Consider the following 21352-nt stretch of genomic DNA (forward strand, 5'->3'; position numbering starts at 1 on the left):
TTATATTAACTCCTTTCGCTGCAAAAATATTGCATTGCAGCCTCGTCCATTTGCACGGTTCTCCACTCATCAAAAACAGTTGCGCCGCTGTTTTTATAAAATTCAATTGCATTAGTATTCCAATCTAATACTACCCATTCTGTTCTTTTGCAACCCTGCGCTTTAGAATATTCGATTACTTTGTTGTATAAGGCGCTACCAAGTCCTTTTCCGCGATATGCTTCACTAACTACCAGATCTTCTAAATGAATAGTTTTCCCTTTCCAGGTAGAATATCGATAATAGAACAAAGCCATTCCTTCAATTTTACCATCGGTTTCAGCTATAAAGCATTCAAAAAGCGGATGCTCACCAAATCCATCTCTTTCTAGATCTGCTACAGAAACTTCGACAGCATCTGGCTCTTTTTCAAATTCTGCTAATTCTTTAATTAGTCTAAGTACCGCTGGCATATCTTCCTTTGCAGCCTTTCTAACTTCAATTTTCATATTAGAGATTTTTTGGTTAAAGTTTTTATTTGTGTTAAAACGTTTACGAAAACGTTGTAAGGTGGCATTTTTTCAATAAATTTGATAACAAACTACTGTAAATCAAAATGACTAAAACCAGACCAACGCTCGGTGAATTTATCATCGACAATCAACAAGATTTCCCATACTCTACGGGAGAATTATCAAGATTAATACGTTCCATTCGTCTAGCTGCAAAAGTAGTAAATCACGAGGTAAATAAAGCAGGACTTGTAGATATAACCGGAGCGGTAGGAGAGCAAAATATTCAGGGTGAAGATCAGCAAAAGTTGGATGTTTTCGCCAACAAAACCTTTATCCAAACTCTTACCAATAGAGAAATTGTCTGCGGAATTGCTTCTGAAGAAAACGACGAATACATTACAATTGCGGGTAGCCGAAAGGATCACAAGAATAAATATGTGGTGCTGATGGACCCTCTTGATGGAAGCTCTAATATTGATGTAAATGTATCTGTAGGAACGATATTTTCTATCTATCGCCGGGTAACGCCGATTGGAACTCCGGTAACTTCTGAAGATTTTTTACAGCCCGGAAATTTACAGGTGGCTGCAGGATATATTATCTACGGAACTTCAACAATGCTCGTGTACACCACTGGACACGGAGTAAATGGTTTTACTTTAAACCCGGCTTTAGGATCTTGGTATCTTTCGCACCCAAATATGAAATTTCCTGAAAAGGGAAATATTTATTCCATCAACGAAGGAAATTATGCCCATTTCCCAACGGGTGTAAAAAAATATATCAAGTACTGCCAGGAAGAAGAAGGCGATCGTCCTTATACTTCAAGATACATTGGTTCGATGGTTTCAGATATTCACCGTAACATGATTAAAGGTGGTATTTATATTTATCCAAAAAGCTCTAAACACGAAAAAGGAAAACTTCGATTACTATACGAATGCAATCCTATGGCTTTTATTGTAGAACAAGCTGGTGGAAAAGCCAGTGATGGCTACCAACGCGTAATGGATATTATGCCTACAGAATTGCATGAGCGATCGCCAATTTTCTGCGGAAGCAAAAAAATGGTAGAAAAAGCAGAAGAATTTATGAAAGAATATGAGGATTAATCCTGCTTATCTAACAAATACTGGTAATCATCAAAAGAAAGCTGCCCACTAAAAATTTGGATAGATCTTTTAATTATAGTTTCTGAAGCCTGGCTGGAAAAACCAAGACCAATAGCGTAACGTTTAATCAGTTCGGCTTCTTCCTCATCTATTAAATGGTCTGCAAAAATGATTCTGAATAAATCGTGAAGGCGTTCCAGTCTTCGCTCGGTATCGTGCGAAGGAGTAAGAGGGTAAGCTTTGGGATTTTCTAATACTTTTTGGTATTCACTCTCTGTGATATCTAGCTTTCTAGCGAAACGTTTTAGCAACTCTTCTTCTTCAGCGTTAATATCACCGTCTATAGCTGCAAGGTTTACAATTGCAGCAAAATGGCTTAAATTTCTTAAATGCTCTCCCGAGCCGAATAAATCTGAAAATGACATATTTAGGGATTTTGCCAGCAAATATAAATAAAGGCTTTAAAATTTAGCTGAAAAATTAGTTTTTTCACAAACCGAACATTTCCTAATCTTTTCCTAATCGTTTTTTTGAGGTTCAAAATTTAACTAATTTCATTTATTACGGCACTTCTTCTAAAGTAATTAGGAGCTTTTAAATAAAGTTAGGTGCTGTTTTAAAAAATAAAAATTAAATGTCCACACCTTTACTAGCTTTTAATGATAACGGAATTTACTGCGCCCAAGCCGATGTATATCTGGATCCGTGGCGAGCAGTAGATAAAGCAATTATATCGCATGGGCATGCAGATCATTCCCGTTGGGGACATAAAAAATATATTACCCACCATAGTAATATCCCGATTATAAAACATCGATTAGGTGATATTAACGTTAGCGGAAAAGATTGGAATGAAACTTTTACGATTAATAACGTAAAGTTTTCTTTCCATCCTGCTGGTCATATTATAGGTTCGGCTCAAATTAGAGTAGAACACAAAGGAGAGGTTTGGGTATTTACCGGTGATTATAAAACCGAAGATGATGGCGTGGCAACTCCGTACGAGCCCGTAAAATGCCACACTTTTATTACCGAATGTACATTCGGATTACCGGCTTTTAAATGGCAACCGCAAGAAGAAGTTTTTGCTGAAATTAATAACTGGTGGCAACAAAATCAATCGGAAGGAAAGACATCGGTAATTTTTGGTTATTCGTTAGGGAAAGCACAACGATTGTTGAAGTATTTAGATACTTCGATTGGTAAAATTTATACGCATGGAGCCATCGAAAATATGACAGAAGTATTACGCCCACAACTTGAAATGCCAGAAACTACCAGAATAACTCGTGACGTAAAAAAAGAAGAAATTAAAGGAAATATAGTAGTGGCACCACCTAGCGCGCACGGAACCCCGTGGATCAAAAAAATGGTACCCTATGTTACTGCATCGGCGAGTGGTTGGATGACCTTTCGGGGAGCTAGAAGGCGTAGGGCTATCGATCGTGGTTTTGTGCTTTCAGACCATTGTGATTGGCAAGGTTTATTATCTTCAATTAAAGAAACAGGAGCCGAAAAAATTATTTGTACGCACGGATATACCGATATATTTTCAAAATATCTTCGAGAGCTTGGGTATGATGCAAGAACCGAGCAAACGCAGTATGAGGAAGAAAATGCTGAGCAAACTTCTAAAACCGAAGACGAATGAAACAGTTTGCAGAATTGATAAAAACATTAGATACCACTAATAAAACAACGCTAAAAGTTGAAGCATTAACCAAATACTTCAATAATGCTCCCGATCGAGACAAAGTTTGGACAATTGCAATTCTTGCACATCGTAGACCACCAAGGCCAGTAAATACTACTTTAATGCGCGGTTGGGCTTCAGAAATTGCAAATATTCCACTTTGGTTGTTTGAAGAATCTTATCATATCGTGGGAGATTTAGCGGAAACTATATCACTGGTTATTCCGCCTTCTGAGGCATCTTCAGAAAAAAGTTTAAGTCAGTTTTTACAGGAAATCATCGATTTAAAACCAAGATCTGAAGAAGAAAAAAAAGAATATCTAAAAGAAAATTGGCTCAGTTTAAATTATTACGAACGTTTTGTGTTTACCAAACTGATCACCGGAAGTTTTCGAATTGGAGTAAGTCAGAAGTTAATGACGCGTGCGCTTTCTAAAGCGACCAGTATCGACGAAGATATTTTAGCTTATAAATTAATGGGCGATTGGAATCCGGCGAAAACGACATACACCAAACTGATTTTAGAAGAAAATGAAGAGGATTTTTTATCGAAACCCTATCCATTTTATCTAGCTTATGCTATTGAAGATAAGCCGGAAGATTTAGGGGATGTGGCGGAGTGGAGTGCCGAGCATAAATGGGACGGCATAAGATCGCAGGTAATTGTTCGAAATGACGAATTATTTGTGTGGAGTCGCGGGGAAGAACTGGTAACCGATAAATATCCCGAGTTTGAAAAGTTTGTAGGCATTATCCCAAACGGAACGGTGATTGATGGTGAAATTTTGCCCTTTCCAGATGGTGGAATAGGAACTTTCAAAGATTTGCAGACTCGAATTGGTCGAAAAACCATTTCAAAAAATCTACTGAAAAAAACACCGGTAATTTTAAAAGCTTATGATGTTTTAGAATGGAAAGGTGAAGATATTCGGCAAAAAGCTTTTCAGGATCGTAGAGTGATTTTAGAAAAATTACATACCGAAGTAAAATCGGATGAATTACCCTTGCATTTATCGCATACCATTCAGTTTAAAACTTGGGAAGAAGCCGCTGAAGAAAGAGAACGATCTCGAGAAGTGAAATCGGAAGGATTAATGCTGAAGCGCTTAGATTCGCCGTATTTGGTTGGGCGTAAAAAAGGCGATTGGTGGAAGTGGAAAGTCGATCCATTAACCATCGATGCTGTGCTTACTTATGCAATGCGAGGTCACGGTAGGCGAAGTAATTTGTTTACCGATTATACATTTGGATTATGGGACGAAGAGAAGGAAGAATTGGTCACTTTTGCCAAAGCCTATAGCGGTTTAACCGATGCTGAATTTCGAAAATTAGATGCCTGGATTAAGAAAAATACTTTAGAACGTTTTGGCCCGGTTCGAAGCGTGACTCCACATCACGTATTTGAAGTTGCTTTTGAAGGAATAGCCGAATCGAAACGTCATAAAAGTGGTGTGGCCACAAGATTTCCAAGAATTCTGCGTTGGCGAACCGATAAAAAAATTGAAGAAGCAAATACGTTGGAAGATTTAAAAGCTTTAATCCCGTAGCGATAGATAGTCGAAATTAGATAATTTCAGGATAGACTTTAGAATGAAGAGACAGGAACTTTTGAAAATTGCTGAAGATTGGTTTACCGGTCAGAATTGGAAACCATTTAAATTTCAGAAGGATACCTGGAAAGCTTATCTGCAACAAAAAAACGGACTCTTAAATGCACCTACCGGAAGTGGAAAAACCTACGCGCTGTGGGTGCCCATTGTGCTGAACTACATTAAAAATAATCCGGATTATAAAACAAAACATAAAAAAGGGCTAAAAGCCATTTGGATTACACCACTTCGTGCACTTTCTGTAGAAATTGAACAAGCTGCTGAGCGATTTGCTAATGAACTAGGAACAAATTTAACCGTCGGGATTCGAACCGGCGATACATCGCAAAAAGAACGGGCAGCACAGAAAAAAGCGATGCCCGATTTATTGATTACCACACCAGAAAGTTTACATCTTTTATTATCATCCAAAAATTATGATAAAACCTTCAAAGATCTGGAAGCCATTGTAGTTGACGAATGGCATGAACTTTTAGGTAGTAAACGTGGCGTACAGGTAGAACTGGCTTTGTCACGATTAAAAACGGTTTCAAAAAAGCTTCGAATTTGGGGAATTTCAGCAACTATCGGGAACCTTCGGCAAGCTCGAGAAGTTTTATTGGGACCGGAATCTGAAGCGCTTCAACATTCAGAGTTGGTCAAGGCGAATCTTCAAAAACAGATAAAGATAAAATCGATAATCCCGGAAACCATGGAGAAATTTCCGTGGCGGGGGCATATGGGACTGCATTTAATCGATGAGGTGGTGCCGATCATCAAAAATTCAACAACAACATTGCTTTTTACCAATACAAGATCGCAATGCGAATTATGGTTTCAGAAGTTAATAGGGAAATATCCGGAATTTGCGGGCGAGCTGGCCATGCACCATGGAAGCATAAATAAAGAAACTCGATTGTGGGTAGAACAGGCAATTAGAAACGAAAGTCTAAAAGCGGTGGTTTGTACGTCGAGTTTAGATTTGGGGGTCGATTTTGCGCCGGTAGAAACGATAATCCAGATTGGCGGTCCAAAAGGGGTGGCTCGATTTTTACAGCGTGCCGGGCGTAGCGGTCACCAACCCGGGAAAGAAAGTGTAATTTATTTTCTGCCAACCCACGCAATCGAATTGATTGAAGCATCAGCCTTACAGAAAGCGGTAGAGAAAAAAGCGGTAGAAGATCGGATTCCGTATTTACTAAGTTTCGATGTTTTGGTGCAGTATTTAACGACTTTGGCGGTTTCTAACGGATTTTTTCCGAAAGATATTTATCCTGAAATAAAATCGACTTTTTGCTTTCAGGCAATTACTGAAGACGATTGGCGATGGATTCTTAATTTCATCACAAAAGGCAGTCAGAGCTTGCAAGCTTATGATGAATACAAAAAGATTGAAATTGAAGATGATGGTAAATTTAAAGTGAATCATCGTGGTGTGGCCATGCGTCACCGATTACAGATTGGTACAATCGTCAGCGATGCAATGCTGAGTGTAAAATATATGAAAGGCGGTTATATTGGAACGATCGAAGAATGGTTTATTTCGAAATTAACGCCCGGTGATGTATTTACCTTTGCCGGTCGGAATCTGGAATTGGTTCGGATTAAAAACATGCAGGTTTTAGTAAAAAAATCGAAAAAGAAAACGGCAAAAGTACCCAGTTGGATGGGCGGTCGTATGACCTTCTCTGCCCAGATGAGTGAACTGCTACGGGAAGAAATGTATTTGGCTTCAGAATATGATCCGGCTACTGGAAAATCTGAAGAACTTTCAGCATTAACAGGGATTTTCGATCGCCAGAAAAAAGAATCGATAATCCCCAAAAGTGATGAATTTTTAATTGAAACCTTTAAAACTCGCGAAGGTTATCATGCGATTTTTTATCCGTTTGAAGGAAGATTTGTACATGAAGCTTTAGGAAGTTTGCTAGCCTATAGGATCAGTTTATTGTCACCTATTTCATTTTCGATTGCTTTTAACGATTATGGATTTGAATTGCTGAGTGATCAGGAAATTGATATGCAACAGGTGTTGGATAATAATCTTTTTTCTGCAGAATTTTTAATGGACGATCTGTACAAAAGTTTAAATGCAACAGAAATGGCGCGCCGAAAATTTAGAGACATTGCTGTAATTGCAGGTTTAGTATTTACCGGTTATCCTAATAAAGTAGTTAAGAGCAAACATCTACAATCTAGCTCGCAATTACTATTTAGTGTTTTTAAAGATTACGAAGAAGATAATTTACTCTATTTACAATCGTTTAGAGAAACTTTTGAGCATCAATTAGAAGAAGGACGATTGCGAGAAGCTTTAGAACGAATCCATCATCAAAAAATCGTGTGGCGAAATTGCGAAAAACCAACGCCATTTTCTTTTCCAATTATTACCGATCGATTACGGGAAAAACTGTCTTCAGAAAAATTAGAAGATCGAATTCGAAGAATGATGAAAAGTTTGGAAGCCTAGTTAGATATTAGACCGCTGTGCTTTTAGAATTGAGATATTAGACAAAAGAGAATAGAATATAGACGAAAGAATCACGAGTCAAGAATCAGGATTGAAATACTGAATTTTAAGAAGATTATTTTTGTTCTGTTTTGCCTCGACGTCATGCTGAACTTGTTTCAGCATCTCATCACAATTTTGTAATTACTATATCTAACCGCTGAAGGCTAAAAATACTGTCCGTCGTAAACCTTCAAACTGTAAACTTTGGCTTACTTCTTCAAACTTTGATTTACCTTATTTCTAACCAATTCTGTAGTAATTCCGAATAAAAGATGCGCTATAAATTCGTTCGCTTGCATTTTCATTGGTACATCGGTTGGTTTGTCTTTAAGCCCCATAAGCGGCAAAGAAGTTTGGTGGGTAGAAATCCATGTTGAGGTTCCCATTATAATGCCTTCAGCGATATTCAATCCGTCTTTATTCTTTTTTCCGTAACCATAGGCGGCTCCAACGCTGGCTCCTACAGGGAAATTTACCAGTTGTTCAGCAAGTTCTTCATTCTGAACGCTAATTGGCGTTCCCGTAATCTTGGTAGATAGATCGTCTATAATTTTAAGTTGAGCACTTCGATTTTCAGCTTTTCTAACTGGTAAAAAATATTCAACCAAACTTTTAACCGCACCTCCTGCGAGTCCGCCAATAGCTCCTGCTACGACACTTCTGGTTGTTGGATTATTTATTGTAGGGTTATTTTTGATCGTATCTAAAAACATAAAATTGGTTTTATTGCTCTACTGCCGAACTTCAATAAAGGCTCTTCAATATTAAGATAATAAAGCTATCTAATAAGTGGCGCTTCTGCAATCATTTAACAATCATTTGACAACAACTGCTTAAAATGTTTTACATTTAGGATATGAGTACAAAGGAAAATTTGAATGTAGCGATACTTCAGGCAAATCTTGAATGGGAAGATGCCGCCGCTAATCGAAATCTTTTCAGTAAAAAGATTGAAGCTTTAAGCGATTCCGTAGAGCTTATTGTTTTACCCGAAATGTTTACCACAGGTTTTAGTATGAATGCTGAAAATCTTGCTGAAGAAATAGATGGGGAAACCTTACTTTGGATGAAGGAATATGCAAAAAAGAAAGATGCAGCAGTTACCGGAAGCGTAATAATTACTGAAAATGGTGATTTTTATAATCGATTACTTTTTGTTTTTCCCGATGGTTCCTACCAAAAGTACGATAAACGCCATACGTTTACTTTAGCTAAAGAGGATAAAATTTATTCAAAAGGTAATGATCGTTTGATTGTTGAGTATAAGGGCTGGAAAATTTGTCCGCTTATTTGTTATGATCTTCGATTCCCAGTTTGGGCAAGAAATACTGAAGATTACGATTTGTTAATTTACGTAGCCAACTGGCCTGAAAAAAGAGTGGCAGCCTGGGATGCACTTTTGAAAGCTAGAGCCATAGAAAATATGAGTTTTTGCATCGGTGTAAACCGAATAGGGGAAGATGGTAACGATGCTTTTTACAATGGTCACAGCGCAGTTTATGATTGCCTTGGAAAGATTTTAACCGAAGAAAATGCCGAAACTGAATTCTCGAAAGAAATCTGTTTAGATAAATCTTATCTTCAAGATACCAGAAAACAGTTTAAGTTTTTAAATGACCGTGATCAATTTAAGTTAATCTAAATAGAACGGAGGAATAACTTTGTCCCAACTTGCACGAACCGAAAGTGTATCAGGATAGTAACTAATTTTTTCAGGCTTTCGTCTTTCTAACCAGCTACCGGTATCCCAATATCCATTTTCATTTTTATCGTAGATAATTCTTAGAAAATAATCTCCGGCATTTAGATGTTCAAAAGTAAAATTTGTGCCTTCAGTTAAGGTTTGCTTTTTTACCAATTCTCCTTTTAGAGTAGTAAGCTCTATAATAATAGGATAGCTTCTTACATTGCGAAGCGACATGATTAGGCTTCCGTAGTCTGATAAAGGTTTGGTGGTTAACTTCTGATTTATAGTATCGTTTTGATCTCCAAATAGATCGATTAAAGTTCCCGGTAAAGCTTTGAAATAATACGTGTCTTCCGGTTCCTTTTCAAAATTAATTTCTAATTGGTTTTCTAAATATCGAATTTCAGAAGTAAAAGGAACTTCAATAGAATCTTTATTGAGAATCGTAATTAGCGCATCGTTTTTTTCAACTAAAGGCGTATTTGCTTTCAGTAAAAATGGTTGCTTGTATTCTATGTTTCCAGAAGGCTCTGGACTTACATTTAAAGAATCTCTTTCCAATTGCGCCATTCTTATATAAACAGTGTCGCGCTGGCGTGGCGTTACAACTTCTAAAGAAACACTATCGGTTTCTATAGGATCTCTAAGCCAGTAGTAAAGCGTATCGGTTTTGGCATCGCGTGTAATTCTGGACACCGGTGGATCTATTGGAGGGTAAAGAAAATTAAGCTCCAAATCATCCAAATTCGGCATGCCTTGATAGCCAATTAGTAATTGCCTTCCTTTAAAAAGTTTAGGTCGTTTAACCTCGAAAGCTAATTCTTCCTGAAAAATAGAAAGCGTATAAACGCTATCGGTAGGTATTGTGATTGGGTGTTCTAAAAATCCAATTTTGTCTTTTCCCGGGTTAAATTTGTAGTTATCGTTATCATCAAGAATAGCGACCATTTGATATTTTCCGGCTTTTAGGTTTTCTAAATCAAAGTTTACGCTGCTATCTCTGGTATAACTTACATATCTGGGAATATCTTTATAAACTACAGAATCTGTATACGTGCTATCCATTTCGTAAAGAAAAATGGAAACAAATTCAGGCGTTTCTTTTAAATAAGCATCTTCAATAAACCCTGAAACCTCAAGAGAATCTATGTAATCTCCGGTACTAAAAACATATTTGAAATATGGATAAGGATTTCCTTCGTTATTATCAACAATGCTTTTCCCAAAGTTAATAGCATAAGTGGTATTTTCTCTTAGCGTGTCACCAATTTCAATTCTTACATCTTTTCTTGCCTGCCCCAAGGGAAGAATATTTGGTTTAGGATCCATTGGTGGAGAAATGATGATTTGTTGCTGAGGATTTTCAAGCTTTATATATTCATTGAACAAAATTCTAATTTCTTCAGCCTTAAAATTAGTGGTATAATTTTCGGGATTAGCTCTTATAAAACGTGGCGGTTCTTCATCTATAGGGCCACCCTCTGGCATTCCTTTTTTAGCACATCGCACTACAGATGTGATTATAATTATAAAAAGAATAAAGTTGATAAGCTTCCTATTCATCTTCAAAAGAGCTATAATTTCTTCAAAAATTAGATTAAAAATCGTCCCGCAAAGAAACGATTATTTTAAATTTAAACGTAACAATCATACGGTAATTGCCATAGTAGCGATACTGATCTTTATTTTTTCTGAATAGCGTAAACAATTAATACAAGCTTCTAAAGTGGCTCCGGTGGTTAGAATATCATCTACTAAAAGAATGTGCTTTCCTGAAATTACTGATGGCTCTTTAAGCTGAAAAGATTCTTCCATAAGATTCCATCTTGATATTCGATTTTTTAGTGCTTGCTTTTTTGAAAAACTTGTTTTCAGTAATATATCTTCGCGATAAACTGCACCCAGACTTTTTGCGATTTCTTTACCAAAACCTTCTACCTGATTGTAACCGCGTTCTTTTAAACGTTTTTTGTGTAGCGGTACTGGAATCACCAGGTCAATTTGCTTAAATCTTGGCGTGTTTTTAAGAATTTCGCCTGTCCATCGTCCTAAAAAATGGCTTATTTCAAATTGTCTCTTATATTTGAGGTTATGAAGCAAGGTTTGCACCATGCCCTTTTTACGAAAAAGCAGTAGTGAATACGCAGCGTTAATTTCAGCTCTACCATAAAATACTTTATCGGCCTGATTCACGTTATTAGGTTGGTAATTTGTTACGGGAAGTTGATGTAAGCAAGAGGTGCAAATCACTTTTTCATTATTTAATAATGGCCTGTCACAGCAATTGCAGGTGATTGGATAGAACAGGTTTATAAAATCGTGAAACATTTGTTAAGCGGTTGTGGTGAAAAGCCTTAAACCTCTAAATTTATAAAATATTAAAAACTTTATGATGACTGAAAAGAAGAATAATACTGCATTGAAGATTCTTATTGGTGTTTTAGCGGTTGCCTTGGTGGCGCTTACTATTTATACAGTTAGATTCTATAATGAAGAAAAGGAAAATAAGGTAATTCTTCAGAAGGAAAAAGCGGCGATAGAAAACGAGCTGAATGAACTTATAGTTAAGTATGATCAGGCCATCGATGAAAATGAAATCATGGATCAAAATCTAGTGAATGCTAGAGAGCGGATTAATCGCTTATTAGATTCGGTTAAAGATTATGAGGCAAATCTTGTATTGATTACCAGATATCGAAGAGAGATTAGCAACCTTAAAGCAGAAAAAGAGAGATTATTTAGGGTAGTGGATAGTCTAAGTGCGCAAAATCAGCGTATGGCCATGACCATCGATAGTACACAAACCGAGCTTTCACAAAAAACAAGACTTTCTGATTCCCTTCAAACCAGCAATCAGAGTTTAGCTAACAAAGTAGACAGAGCTTCACAATTAAAAATAACAAGTTTGCGAGGAGAAGGTGTAATTGTTAGAAATAGCGGTAAAATTGTGGAAAATGACCGTACAAGAAGGATCGATCAAATAAGAACATGTTTCACTATTACAGCAAACGATCTTGCTGAAGCTGGAGAGAAAAATCTTTATGTACAGGTTTATAATCCTGAAAATGATTTGGTTGGCGATAAGATTCCGGTGGCCCATGATGGTGGAGTAATGGTATATAGTGCGCAGAGTACGGTGTATTATGAGAATGAAGAATTAGACGTATGTATTCTAGCTAATACTGTTGAAGAAAAATTGCTAGAAGGAAACTACAAAGTTTATGTTTATAACGATGCAGCATTAATTGGCACCGCTTCTTTTAGCTTAAGATAAGAAACTCAAAATTTTACAGACCGCCATGAGTTATATCATGGCGGTTTTTTTATTTTTGCTGTATGGCAAAACAAGAAGATTTATTCAAAAACGTAATATCCCATGCTAAAGAGTATGGGTATATTTTTGCGTCTAGTGAAATATATGACGGATTAAGTGCTGTTTATGATTATGGTCAAAACGGTGCAGAATTAAAGAAAAATATTAAAGAATATTGGTGGAAAAGCATGGTGCAATTGCATCAAAACATTGTAGGCATCGATGCTGCAATTTTGATGCATCCTACAACCTGGAAAGCTTCTGGGCACGTAGATGCATTTAATGATCCGCTAATAGATAATAAAGACTCTAAGAAGCGTTATCGAGCCGATGTTTTGGTGGAAGACTATGCTGAAAAAATCAATCAAAAAGCACAAAAAGAAATTGCGAAAGCTAAAAAGCGTTTTGGTGATGATTTTGATGAAGCCCAATTTGTAGCAACCAATCCAAGAGTACAACGCTACAGAGCTGAAGAAAAAGAAATTTTGGAGCGTTTGGCAAAATCTTTAACTGAAGAAAATCTCGCTGATGTAAAAGCTTTGATTGAAGAGTTGGGAATTGCTTGCCCAGAGAGTGGTTCTAAGAACTGGACTGATGTAAAACAGTTCAACCTAATGTTTGGAACTAAGCTTGGAGCTTCAGCAGACAGCGCAACAGATCTGTATTTAAGACCTGAAACGGCACAGGGTATCTTTGTGAATTTTGCTAATGTTCAAAAAACCGGAAGAATGAAAATCCCTTTCGGAATTGCACAAATTGGTAAAGCCTTTAGAAATGAAATTGTTGCGAGACAGTTTATTTTCCGCCAACGTGAGTTTGAGCAAATGGAGATGCAATTTTTTGTACGTCCTGGAGAAGAACTTAGTTGGTTCGAAAAATGGAAAGAGACGCGTCAAAAATGGCATGCTTCTTTAGGTCTAGGAGATGATAAATATCGCTTCCACGATCACGAGAAGTTAGCACATTACGCCAATGCAGCTACCGATATTGAGTTTGATTTTCCTTTCGGATTTAAAGAATTAGAAGGAATACATTCAAGAACCGATTTCGATCTTAAAGCGCACGAAGAACATTCTGGTAAGAAACTTCGTTTTTATGATCCAGAGCTGAAAGAGAATTATGTGCCATATGTAATCGAAACCTCTATTGGTTTAGATCGTATGTTCTTAGCCGTATTTTCTGCTTCATTGCAAGAAGAAGATCTTGGTGATGGAAAATCGAGAACAGTTCTTAAGTTACCGGCGGTTTTAGCGCCAACAAAAGCAGCGATTTTACCATTGGTTAAAAAAGATGGTTTGCCAGAATTAGCGCAAGAAATTGTAGAAGAGCTTAAGTGGGATTTTAGAGTGCAATATGATGAGAAAGATGCTGTGGGTAGACGTTATCGTCGCCAGGATGCTGCAGGAACGCCATTATGTATTACTGTAGATCACGATTCTTTGGAAGATAAATCGGTTACGGTACGTTATCGTGATACGATGGAACAAAAACGAGTTCCAATTTCAGAATTAGCTTCGATTATCGATCAAGAAGTGAATTTTAAACACTGGTTGAAAAATGCGAAGTAAATAAGTTATTATTATAAAATAAAAAAGACGGTTTTGACCGTCTTTTTTTATGCTTTTTTGTTTTCTGAAATTATTCAGGATTTGCTTCTTCTCTAATTTCTTTGATTCTTTCATCTAAGAATCTAAGTCCAACATTTTCAGTATTAATAAGATCAAACAATTCTAACGCTCTACGCATCGTTTGTTCTTCTTCCATCTGCTCTTTTACATACCACTGTAAAAAGTTTTCAGTAGTAAGATCACGCTTATTTCTACATTCATAAATAATATTGTGAATGCTTTTTGTAATGGCGATCTCTTGATCTAATGCGGTTTCGAAAATTTCTTCTAAAGAAGTAAAATCGTGATTAATATTTGCTACTTCAGGAGAATATGCTGTTCCACCATTATCATTTATAAAGTGAAATATTTTCATCATATGGTCACGTTCTTCTTTAGATTGCTCATAGAAGAATTCAGCACTATATACTAGTCCGTTGTGATCGCACCAAGAGGCCATTGCAAGATAAGCGGCAGAAGATTGCGCTTCCTGTTTGATCTGTTTATTTAATAGATCTAAAACATCTACATGTATTAGTAGATTTTGTCTTACAAGGTCTTTCATAGGTTTAAATTTTATGTAAAAATACCTAAAAAAGAAGTAATTAGCTAATAGGAGAGTTAATTTAGAAGTAGTCTAATATTAAGCAAGAACTGAGTTGATTTCCATCATAGCGAAAGTTCCGCTGATTAAATCTCTCAAATCGAGGACCTCATATGTATTGAAGACAAAAAGATGTTCGCGATTACAAAGGCTTAATACTTCCAGCCCATGTGGATTTATTCCGTTTAAATGATTTTCGATTTGGATTGCATTCAACTTATGTCGAAAAGCTAGTAATTGGCAAAAGGTAAACTTTACCGTTTTATGCCCAAAGTCTATGTAAAACTTTCGGTTATGGTCGCATTGGCTTGCAACAAAGAATTTGGATGTATAAATCGTATTCATTTGTGGCCAAAATTAATTTTAATTTAGAATAAATCCAAATATCAAATCTTAATTTGTCGACTAATTTGTTGATTTAACGAAATAAAGGTTTCTGTACGGGAAACACCTTCGATACCTTGAATGTTTTTATTCAGCACTTTCATTAAGTGTTCGTTGTCTTTGCAAAGTACTTTTATAAAAATAGACCAGTTTCCGGTGGTGTAGTGGCATTCGATAACCTCAGGAATTTCTTTAAGTTTATTAACAGCAAGTGGATTACTTACGGCTTTGTCTAAGTAGACTCCAACATAAGCCATGGTTTTATAGCCTAATAACTTTGGTTCTATAATAAGTCTGGAACCTTCTATTAGCCCAGATTTCTCTAGTTTTCTTAGCCTTTGGTGTACTGCTGCTCCAGTAATTCCTATGTTTTTAGCAATTTCTAAAATTGGCCTTTTGGCGTCTTCCATAAGAAAGTTAAGAATGGTTTTATCGATACCATCGATAACAACATTTTGATCTATAATCTTCATTTGGTTGTAGTTATAAAGCTAAAATAGGAAAAAAGATTTCATTTCCTAATTACTTACACCACCTATAGGGTTGTAACCTAAGTAAGTAGTTTGTTTTTCTTTAAAATTGATACCGTTTTGTTGAAGTTCTCTCAAAATCGGCTCGTAAACTTCCCTTGAAATTGGCAAATGCACACCAGGAGTGGTAATTTCTTTTTTTAAAATTTTTATTGTAGCAATACCAACAGGTAATCCAACGGTCTTCGCCATTGCTGTCTCTGTTTGGTTTTTACCTATACAAACCATGGTAGCATCAATTTGTTTTTTCTTGCCTTTTATTTCGTAGCCAAGTTTATGGTACATTACCAACATGTCTTTATCTTCCGGGGCTAGTTTCCACTGCTCTTCAAGAATTCTCTGAAGGGCTTGTGCTGGTGTGGCATTTTTTATTCCAATGGTTTTTTTAGAATTAAAGAGATCTATATCTATTAATTTTTCCCACATGCTATCGTCTTGGTCTATTTTTAGGTTGTGTCTTAATTTTAGTTCGACCGAATCTGTAGGGGAATAAGGTAAAAAAGAATTTACAAATTCTCTATAAGTCATGTCCTCCGAGTTTTCCATTGTAAAACTATCATCGGTCATTCCTAATTGTACAAACATATTCCACGCTCTGCTAAAACCTACCCGGCGTATCGTACCGCGGTAAAGTGTTAGAACATCGTCCAGCCCGTAAGCTTTGCGATAATCTAAAGAGTTTCGATTAGCGTAAGCTTCAAATCGGCCATAATTTTCAATGTCTAAAAATTCTGTTCTTCTAAACAAGCGGTGATAAGGAATGTATTTGTACTTTCCTTCCTGAATAAATTCAGCAACACCACCTTGCCCGGCAACTACAACGTTACGCGGGTTCCAGGTAAATTTATAATTCCACAAATTAGTATCATTTTCTGGAGCTACAAGTCCGCCACAAAAAGACTCAAACATTATTATTTTTCCACCATTATCTCTAATTCTATCAATTATATGCATGGCGCTCATATGATCTATTCCCGGGTCAACGCCAATTTCATTCATAAATATAAGTCCGGCCTTTTTCACTTCAACATCTAAAGCTTTCATCTCTGCGGTAATGTAAGATGCCGTTACCAGGTTCTTTTTCAATTTCAGACAGACTTTTGCAATTTTTATGTGAAATCTTGCTGGGAGCATAGAGATTACAATAGCTACAGGTGCGATATAAGTTTCGCAACTTTCAGCATCAAAAATATCAAAGCTAATAGCATGACAATTTTGGTGATTTTGGACTGCTTTTTTTGCAAGCGATAAATCTCTGTCTGCAACAAGAAGTGTAAAGTTTTCTTCAGAAGATTTTTCTGAAAGATATTTTATAAGAACAGCGGTAGATTTTCCCGCCCCAATTAACAGGATTTGTTGCATAATTCAACTAATTTTGTGTAATGTTAACTAAGATATTAAAACTTCTAGTATGACGCGCAGATTTTTAGTGACAGGAGGAATATTTGGACTTTTAGCCGTAATTCTAGGTGCTTTTGGAGCCCATGGATTGAAAAGCGTGCTTGATGTAGAAACGCTGAACTCGTTTGAAACCGGAGTTAAATATCAAATGTACCATGCACTTTTATTTCTTGCTTTGGCCAATCTCCAAAAAATACAAAGTGCTGTTTTATATTGGTTTTTTTGCGTAGGTGTTATATTTTTTAGTGGATCTATTTATTTATTGAGCCTAGATCAGTTAGCTGGATTAGATCTTAGTAGCATCGCATTGATAACTCCCTTAGGAGGTGCTTTATTAATTGTTGGTTGGACACTTCTTATATTTAGAGCATTTAAGTTAAAATATCAGTAATTTATTTTTTAAAATTAGGTCTTTTGTTGAAGATTCCTAAATTTGCTGTATAAGACATAAATAGATAAATTATGGCTTTAAAAGGCATTATCACGAAAACGATTTCGTTAAATAAATACGGAATCGAAAATGGCAAAGTGAATTACCAATTATCACCTGAAGAACTTCAACAGATAACCATTGAGAATAAACAGGGAGAGGAAACTAGAAATGGCGTGCTTGCTATTAAAACAGGAAAATTCACTGGGAGGTCGCCCAAAGATCGATTTATCGTTCAAGATGAAGTAACTAAAGATCGCGTTTGGTGGGGAGATATTAATATTCCTTTTGATGCGTCGAAATTCGATAAATTATATGATAAAGTAGCTAGTTACCTGTCTGGAAAAGAAGTTTTTGTTCGAGATGCTTATGCCTGCGCTGATAAGGATTATAAATTAAACATTAGAGTTATAAACGAATATCCTTGGTCTAATATGTTTTCTTACAATATGTTTTTAAGACCTACGGAAGCAGAATTGCAAAATTTTAAGGAAGACTGGATTATAATAAATGCTCCCGGTTTTAAAGCAAATCCTGAAGAAGACGGTACGCGCCAGCCAAACTTCGCAATTTTGAATTTTAGTAAAAAAATTGCTTTAATAGGAGGGACTGGTTATACCGGGGAAATTAAAAAAGGTATTTTTTCAGCATTAAATCTTATTTTACCAGTCGATAAAAATACGCTGCCGATGCATTGCTCTGCAAACGTAGGAGAGGAAGGTGATACCGCTATATTTTTTGGATTATCCGGTACGGGAAAGACTACGCTTTCTGCCGATCCTAAGCGGAAGTTAATAGGAGATGATGAGCATGGTTGGTCGCCAGATGATAAAATTTTCAACTTTGAGGGTGGTTGTTATGCAAAAGTTATTAATCTATCGAAAGAAAATGAAGCCGACATTTATAACGCGATAAAACCAGGTGCGATTTTAGAGAATATTGTCTTTAAAAATGGTGAAGTAGATTATACAGATACAAGTATCACTCAGAACACGCGCGTAAGTTATCCAATAGATCATATTCATAATATTCAGCAACCATCTATTGGGGAAAATCCTAAGAATATTTTCTTTTTAACTGCAGATGCCTTTGGCGTGCTACCACCAATAAGTAAGCTTAGCCCGGGACAAGCTGCTTATCATTTTATAAGCGGATATACCGCAAAAGTTGCAGGAACTGAAGAAGGTGTGCATGAGCCATTGCCCAGCTTTTCAGCTTGTTTTGGTGCACCTTTTATGCCGTTACATCCAACAAAATATGCTGAAATGCTAAGCCTAAAAATGAAAAAAGCGAAAGTAAATGTTTGGCTTGTTAATACGGGCTGGACAGGTGGTCCTTACGGAACTGGAAAACGAATGAAATTAGGTTTTACCCGAGCGATGATCGATGCAGCATTAGCAGGAGACTTTGAAAAAATTACTTTTGAAAAAGAAGAATATTTTGGCTTGAAAATTCCCAAGTACTGTCCTAATGTTCCATCTAATATTTTAAATCCCAAAAATACATGGAGGGATCAAGAAGCTTACGATGCAAAAGCACAATATTTAGCCGATAGCTTTATACAAAATTTCAAAAAATTTGAGGAGTATGCTGATTCTGAAATTCTTTCAGGAGCTCCCGTAAATTATGAATGTAATTTTTAGTCTTTTTAATTAGTTGCTTTTTTGAACAAAAAATCCGGTGTTTGATAGACAAAGCACCGGATTTTAATTTAATAGAAGGTAAGCCTTTATTTCTTATTCGCTTCTGCTATATATTTACTAAGAGCCATCGTCATAGAAGGGGTTTCTGATGTTGGCGCTTTAATATTTACTGTTAAACCGTGGTCTTTTGCTGCTTTAATGGTGGTGTTTCCAAAAACAGCAATTCTTGTATTATTTTGTTTAAAGTCTGGAAAGTTTTCAAATAGAGATTTAATACCGCTAGGGCTAAAAAATACCAGAATATCATAAGTCACCTCACTAAGATGCGAAAGATCGCTTACTACCGTTTTGTAAAAAACTGCTTGTTTCCATTGTACACCTAATTTATCTAAAGTTTTAGGTATAATAGGTTTAAGCATGTCTGAAGATGGTAATAAAAACTTTTCGTTCTTATACTTTTTAATAAGAGGCGATAATTCTTCAAATGTACGTTTACCTACGTAAATTTTTCTTTTTCTATAAACCACATATTTTTGTAAATAGTAGGCTACTGCCTCACTAAGACAGAAATACTTAAGAGAATCTGGAACTTTAAATCTCATTTCCTCAGCTACTCTAAAAAAGTGATCTACGGCATTTCTACTGGTTAAGATTATAGCGGTATGTTTAGAAAGATCTACTTTTTGCTGTCTAACTTCTTTTGAAGAAACACCTTCTACGTGTATAAAAGGAACGAAATCAACTTTAACCTTTTGTTTTTCCTCCAGTTCAAAATATGGAGAGTTTTCTATTTTAGGTTCTGGTTGAGAAACCAAAATTGTTTTCACTTTCATATATCAATTCTTTATCAGATCATTTGATAAACTACTATCAGTTTATATAAAATAAAATAAGGGGCAATTTCGAGAGCGCAAAGGTACAAAATAAAATAAAACCAGTTGTCTGTAATTAACCTTTGATATTGCTTAAAGATGTTAAATATTCCTGTTAAATTTGCTAGAAGTATAGCGCTACCCAAACCATAAACCCAAAAATCATTAATATTTACGGTGTAAATTAATAAAAGTGTTACCGGTAAAACCAGAAGGGCGATATAGTTTCTATAGCTTAATTTCTGAAATAGATAGAGGTCTATTGCCTGATCCATATCGAAAATGTTGGAAATAATTTTTTCAACTCCGAATTTTAAAAGTATAAAACACACGTAAGCAGTAAGAATTCTAATATAAATGAGGGCAAAATCCTCAGTAGGAGGAGTGTGGTAAAACTTGTAAGCCCAAAAGATAAGCACCGATATTGAAAGCGCATTTACGCTGAATAGCAAAATGTTAAATCCATGAAAAGGATTGTTCTCTTTTCCTTTAAACAGCATAAATTTGTTGGAAGTGAGAATAGAAAGAAAATCGTTAAAACGCTGGTTGTAAAGGTTTCTAACGATTACAATCATTACAAAGCAGATCAAGAATATGATAGTGATCCAATCTAAAGGTTCGGTGTAACGTTCTATAGTCTGCAATTTATTTTTTCTGCAAATTTAAAGCAATGTGATAAAAACTAAGCTTAAAAACAAAAGAAAGCAAAAGCATGGTTTAAAATCCCTACATTTGTGCAAAATTTGATAGAATGGTTCATGGGCTTATAATTATACCCACGTACAATGAAATTGAAAATATTGAGCGTCTGGTAAGAAATATTTTTTCTCAACCACGCAAATTTCATATTTTGGTAGTAGATGATAGTTCACCAGATGGTACTGCAACCAGAGTAAGAACTTTACAAGCAGAGTTTCCTGAAGCACTTTTTTTAGAAGAGCGTAAAGAAAAAACAGGTTTGGGAACTGCTTACATACACGGGTTTAAATGGGCCTTGCAACGAGAATACGATTATATTTTCGAAATGGATGCCGATTTTTCCCATAATCCCAACGATCTTATACGTTTATATAATGCCTGCAAAAGAGAAGATGCAGATGTAGCAATAGGATCTAGGTATGTAACCGGAGTTAACGTAATTAACTGGCCAATGAATCGTGTATTAATGTCCTGGTTAGCATCTAAATATGTTAGATTGATTACAGGGATGGATATTCATGATACCACTGCCGGTTATGTTTGTTATAAAAAAGAAGTTCTAAAACGTATAAATTTGGATAAAATTCAATTTGTAGGTTATGCGTTTCAAATAGAGATGAAATTTAAATCTCATCTATTTGGTTTTAAGGTAACCGAAGTGCCGGTTATTTTTACAGATAGAACTAGAGGAACCTCTAAAATGAGCGGCTCTATTATTTATGAAGCTGTTTTTGGAGTAATAAAAATGAAAGTAAAAAGTCTGTTTAACAGAAGATAATAGT

Annotated in this window: 21 protein-coding genes; 10 read left to right on the plus strand and 11 right to left on the minus strand. The window is 35.9% G+C overall.

All coding sequences use genetic code 11. The features are described 5' to 3' along the window. Positions 1 to 5: 5 nt before the first annotated feature. A complete protein-coding gene (locus tag PBT91_RS01250; protein WP_270060000.1) occupies positions 6 to 488 on the minus strand; it encodes a GNAT family N-acetyltransferase in 483 nt (160 codons plus the stop codon). Between the two features lie 107 nt (positions 489 to 595). On the opposite strand from PBT91_RS01250, the gene fbp reads away from it, so the two are divergent. Next, entirely contained in the window at positions 596 to 1606 is a 1011-nt protein-coding gene (gene fbp, locus PBT91_RS01255) for a class 1 fructose-bisphosphatase (RefSeq protein WP_270060001.1), read from the plus strand. Here the strand turns inward: fbp and PBT91_RS01260 are convergent. Next, a complete protein-coding gene (locus PBT91_RS01260) occupies positions 1603 to 2031 on the minus strand; it encodes a TerB family tellurite resistance protein (RefSeq protein WP_270060002.1) in 429 nt (142 codons plus the stop codon). The two genes, fbp and PBT91_RS01260, sit on opposite strands and share 4 nt — an antisense overlap. 209 nt (positions 2032 to 2240) lie before the next feature. Between PBT91_RS01260 and PBT91_RS01265 the strand changes: the two genes are divergently transcribed. From PBT91_RS01265 to PBT91_RS01275, 3 genes are read left to right on the plus strand one after another with little or no spacing between them, the layout of a single operon-like run. Beyond that, positions 2241 to 3257, plus strand: coding sequence for a ligase-associated DNA damage response exonuclease (locus tag PBT91_RS01265; RefSeq protein WP_270060003.1), 1017 nt, complete (start codon positions 2241 to 2243; stop codon positions 3255 to 3257). Next, positions 3254 to 4846: an ATP-dependent DNA ligase gene (locus tag PBT91_RS01270; RefSeq protein WP_270060004.1), complete on the plus strand. Its 1593-nt coding sequence runs from the start codon at positions 3254 to 3256 to the stop codon at positions 4844 to 4846. The genes PBT91_RS01265 and PBT91_RS01270 overlap by 4 nt, the downstream gene beginning before the upstream one ends. Before the next feature lie 43 nt (positions 4847 to 4889). Continuing rightward, complete coding sequence (locus tag PBT91_RS01275) at positions 4890 to 7358, plus strand: ligase-associated DNA damage response DEXH box helicase (protein ID WP_270060005.1); 2469 nt, start codon at positions 4890 to 4892, stop codon at positions 7356 to 7358. A gap of 251 nt (positions 7359 to 7609) precedes the next feature. On the opposite strand, the gene PBT91_RS01280 is transcribed toward PBT91_RS01275, so the two are convergent. Beyond that, positions 7610 to 8113, minus strand: coding sequence for a DUF1440 domain-containing protein (locus PBT91_RS01280; protein ID WP_270060006.1), 504 nt, complete (start codon positions 8111 to 8113; stop codon positions 7610 to 7612). A 143-nt stretch (positions 8114 to 8256) separates the two neighbouring features. Between PBT91_RS01280 and PBT91_RS01285 the strand changes: the two genes are divergently transcribed. After that, positions 8257 to 9042 carry an amidohydrolase gene (locus PBT91_RS01285; RefSeq protein WP_270060007.1) on the plus strand — a complete coding sequence of 262 codons (786 nt, stop codon included), beginning with the start codon at positions 8257 to 8259 and terminating at the stop codon, positions 9040 to 9042. Here the strand turns inward: PBT91_RS01285 and PBT91_RS01290 are convergent. Beyond that, on the minus strand, positions 9034 to 10650 hold the full coding sequence (locus PBT91_RS01290) for an Ig-like domain-containing protein (RefSeq protein ID WP_270060008.1): 1617 nt from the start codon (positions 10648 to 10650) through the stop codon (positions 9034 to 9036). The two genes, PBT91_RS01285 and PBT91_RS01290, sit on opposite strands and share 9 nt — an antisense overlap. A gap of 84 nt (positions 10651 to 10734) precedes the next feature. Beyond that, the gene (locus tag PBT91_RS01295; RefSeq protein WP_270060009.1) at positions 10735 to 11415 is read right to left on the minus strand and encodes a ComF family protein; all 681 of its coding nucleotides are present in this window, start codon (positions 11413 to 11415) and stop codon (positions 10735 to 10737) included. Positions 11416 to 11476: 61 nt separating this feature from the next. Between PBT91_RS01295 and PBT91_RS01300 the strand changes: the two genes are divergently transcribed. Further along, positions 11477 to 12361 carry a hypothetical protein gene (locus PBT91_RS01300; RefSeq protein WP_270060010.1) on the plus strand — a complete coding sequence of 295 codons (885 nt, stop codon included), beginning with the start codon at positions 11477 to 11479 and terminating at the stop codon, positions 12359 to 12361. A 62-nt stretch (positions 12362 to 12423) separates the two neighbouring features. After that, the gene (locus PBT91_RS01305; RefSeq protein WP_270060011.1) at positions 12424 to 13968 is read left to right on the plus strand and encodes a glycine--tRNA ligase; all 1545 of its coding nucleotides are present in this window, start codon (positions 12424 to 12426) and stop codon (positions 13966 to 13968) included. Positions 13969 to 14038: 70 nt separating this feature from the next. Here the strand turns inward: PBT91_RS01305 and PBT91_RS01310 are convergent, their stop codons facing one another. From PBT91_RS01310 to PBT91_RS01325, 4 genes are all read right to left on the minus strand, one after another. After that, positions 14039 to 14572, minus strand: a complete 534-nt coding sequence (locus PBT91_RS01310; protein WP_270060012.1) for a ferritin — start codon at positions 14570 to 14572, stop codon at positions 14039 to 14041. Positions 14573 to 14650: 78 nt separating this feature from the next. Then, positions 14651 to 14956, minus strand: coding sequence for a hypothetical protein (locus tag PBT91_RS01315; RefSeq protein ID WP_270060013.1), 306 nt, complete (start codon positions 14954 to 14956; stop codon positions 14651 to 14653). 41 nt (positions 14957 to 14997) lie between these two features. Beyond that, positions 14998 to 15468 carry an Lrp/AsnC ligand binding domain-containing protein gene (locus PBT91_RS01320; protein WP_270060014.1) on the minus strand — a complete coding sequence of 157 codons (471 nt, stop codon included), beginning with the start codon at positions 15466 to 15468 and terminating at the stop codon, positions 14998 to 15000. 45 nt (positions 15469 to 15513) lie between these two features. Next, a complete protein-coding gene (locus tag PBT91_RS01325) occupies positions 15514 to 16887 on the minus strand; it encodes a saccharopine dehydrogenase family protein (RefSeq protein WP_270060015.1) in 1374 nt (457 codons plus the stop codon). 49 nt (positions 16888 to 16936) lie between these two features. On the opposite strand from PBT91_RS01325, the gene PBT91_RS01330 reads away from it, so the two are divergent. Continuing rightward, positions 16937 to 17317: a DUF423 domain-containing protein gene (locus tag PBT91_RS01330; RefSeq protein WP_270060016.1), complete on the plus strand. Its 381-nt coding sequence runs from the start codon at positions 16937 to 16939 to the stop codon at positions 17315 to 17317. A gap of 71 nt (positions 17318 to 17388) precedes the next feature. Then, the gene (gene pckA / locus PBT91_RS01335; protein WP_270060017.1) at positions 17389 to 18999 is read left to right on the plus strand and encodes a phosphoenolpyruvate carboxykinase (ATP); all 1611 of its coding nucleotides are present in this window, start codon (positions 17389 to 17391) and stop codon (positions 18997 to 18999) included. A gap of 86 nt (positions 19000 to 19085) precedes the next feature. On the opposite strand, the gene PBT91_RS01340 is transcribed toward pckA, so the two are convergent. Continuing rightward, positions 19086 to 19832, minus strand: a complete 747-nt coding sequence (locus PBT91_RS01340; RefSeq protein WP_270060018.1) for a uroporphyrinogen-III synthase — start codon at positions 19830 to 19832, stop codon at positions 19086 to 19088. Positions 19833 to 19846: 14 nt separating this feature from the next. Next, positions 19847 to 20446 carry a DUF4271 domain-containing protein gene (locus PBT91_RS01345; protein ID WP_270061406.1) on the minus strand — a complete coding sequence of 200 codons (600 nt, stop codon included), beginning with the start codon at positions 20444 to 20446 and terminating at the stop codon, positions 19847 to 19849. A gap of 176 nt (positions 20447 to 20622) precedes the next feature. On the opposite strand from PBT91_RS01345, the gene PBT91_RS01350 reads away from it, so the two are divergent. Beyond that, positions 20623 to 21348: a polyprenol monophosphomannose synthase gene (locus PBT91_RS01350; RefSeq protein WP_270060019.1), complete on the plus strand. Its 726-nt coding sequence runs from the start codon at positions 20623 to 20625 to the stop codon at positions 21346 to 21348. Positions 21349 to 21352 lie beyond the last annotated feature (4 nt).

This window comes from Zunongwangia sp. HGR-M22 (genome assembly GCF_027594425.1).
Lineage (GTDB): Bacteria > Bacteroidota > Bacteroidia > Flavobacteriales > Flavobacteriaceae > Zunongwangia.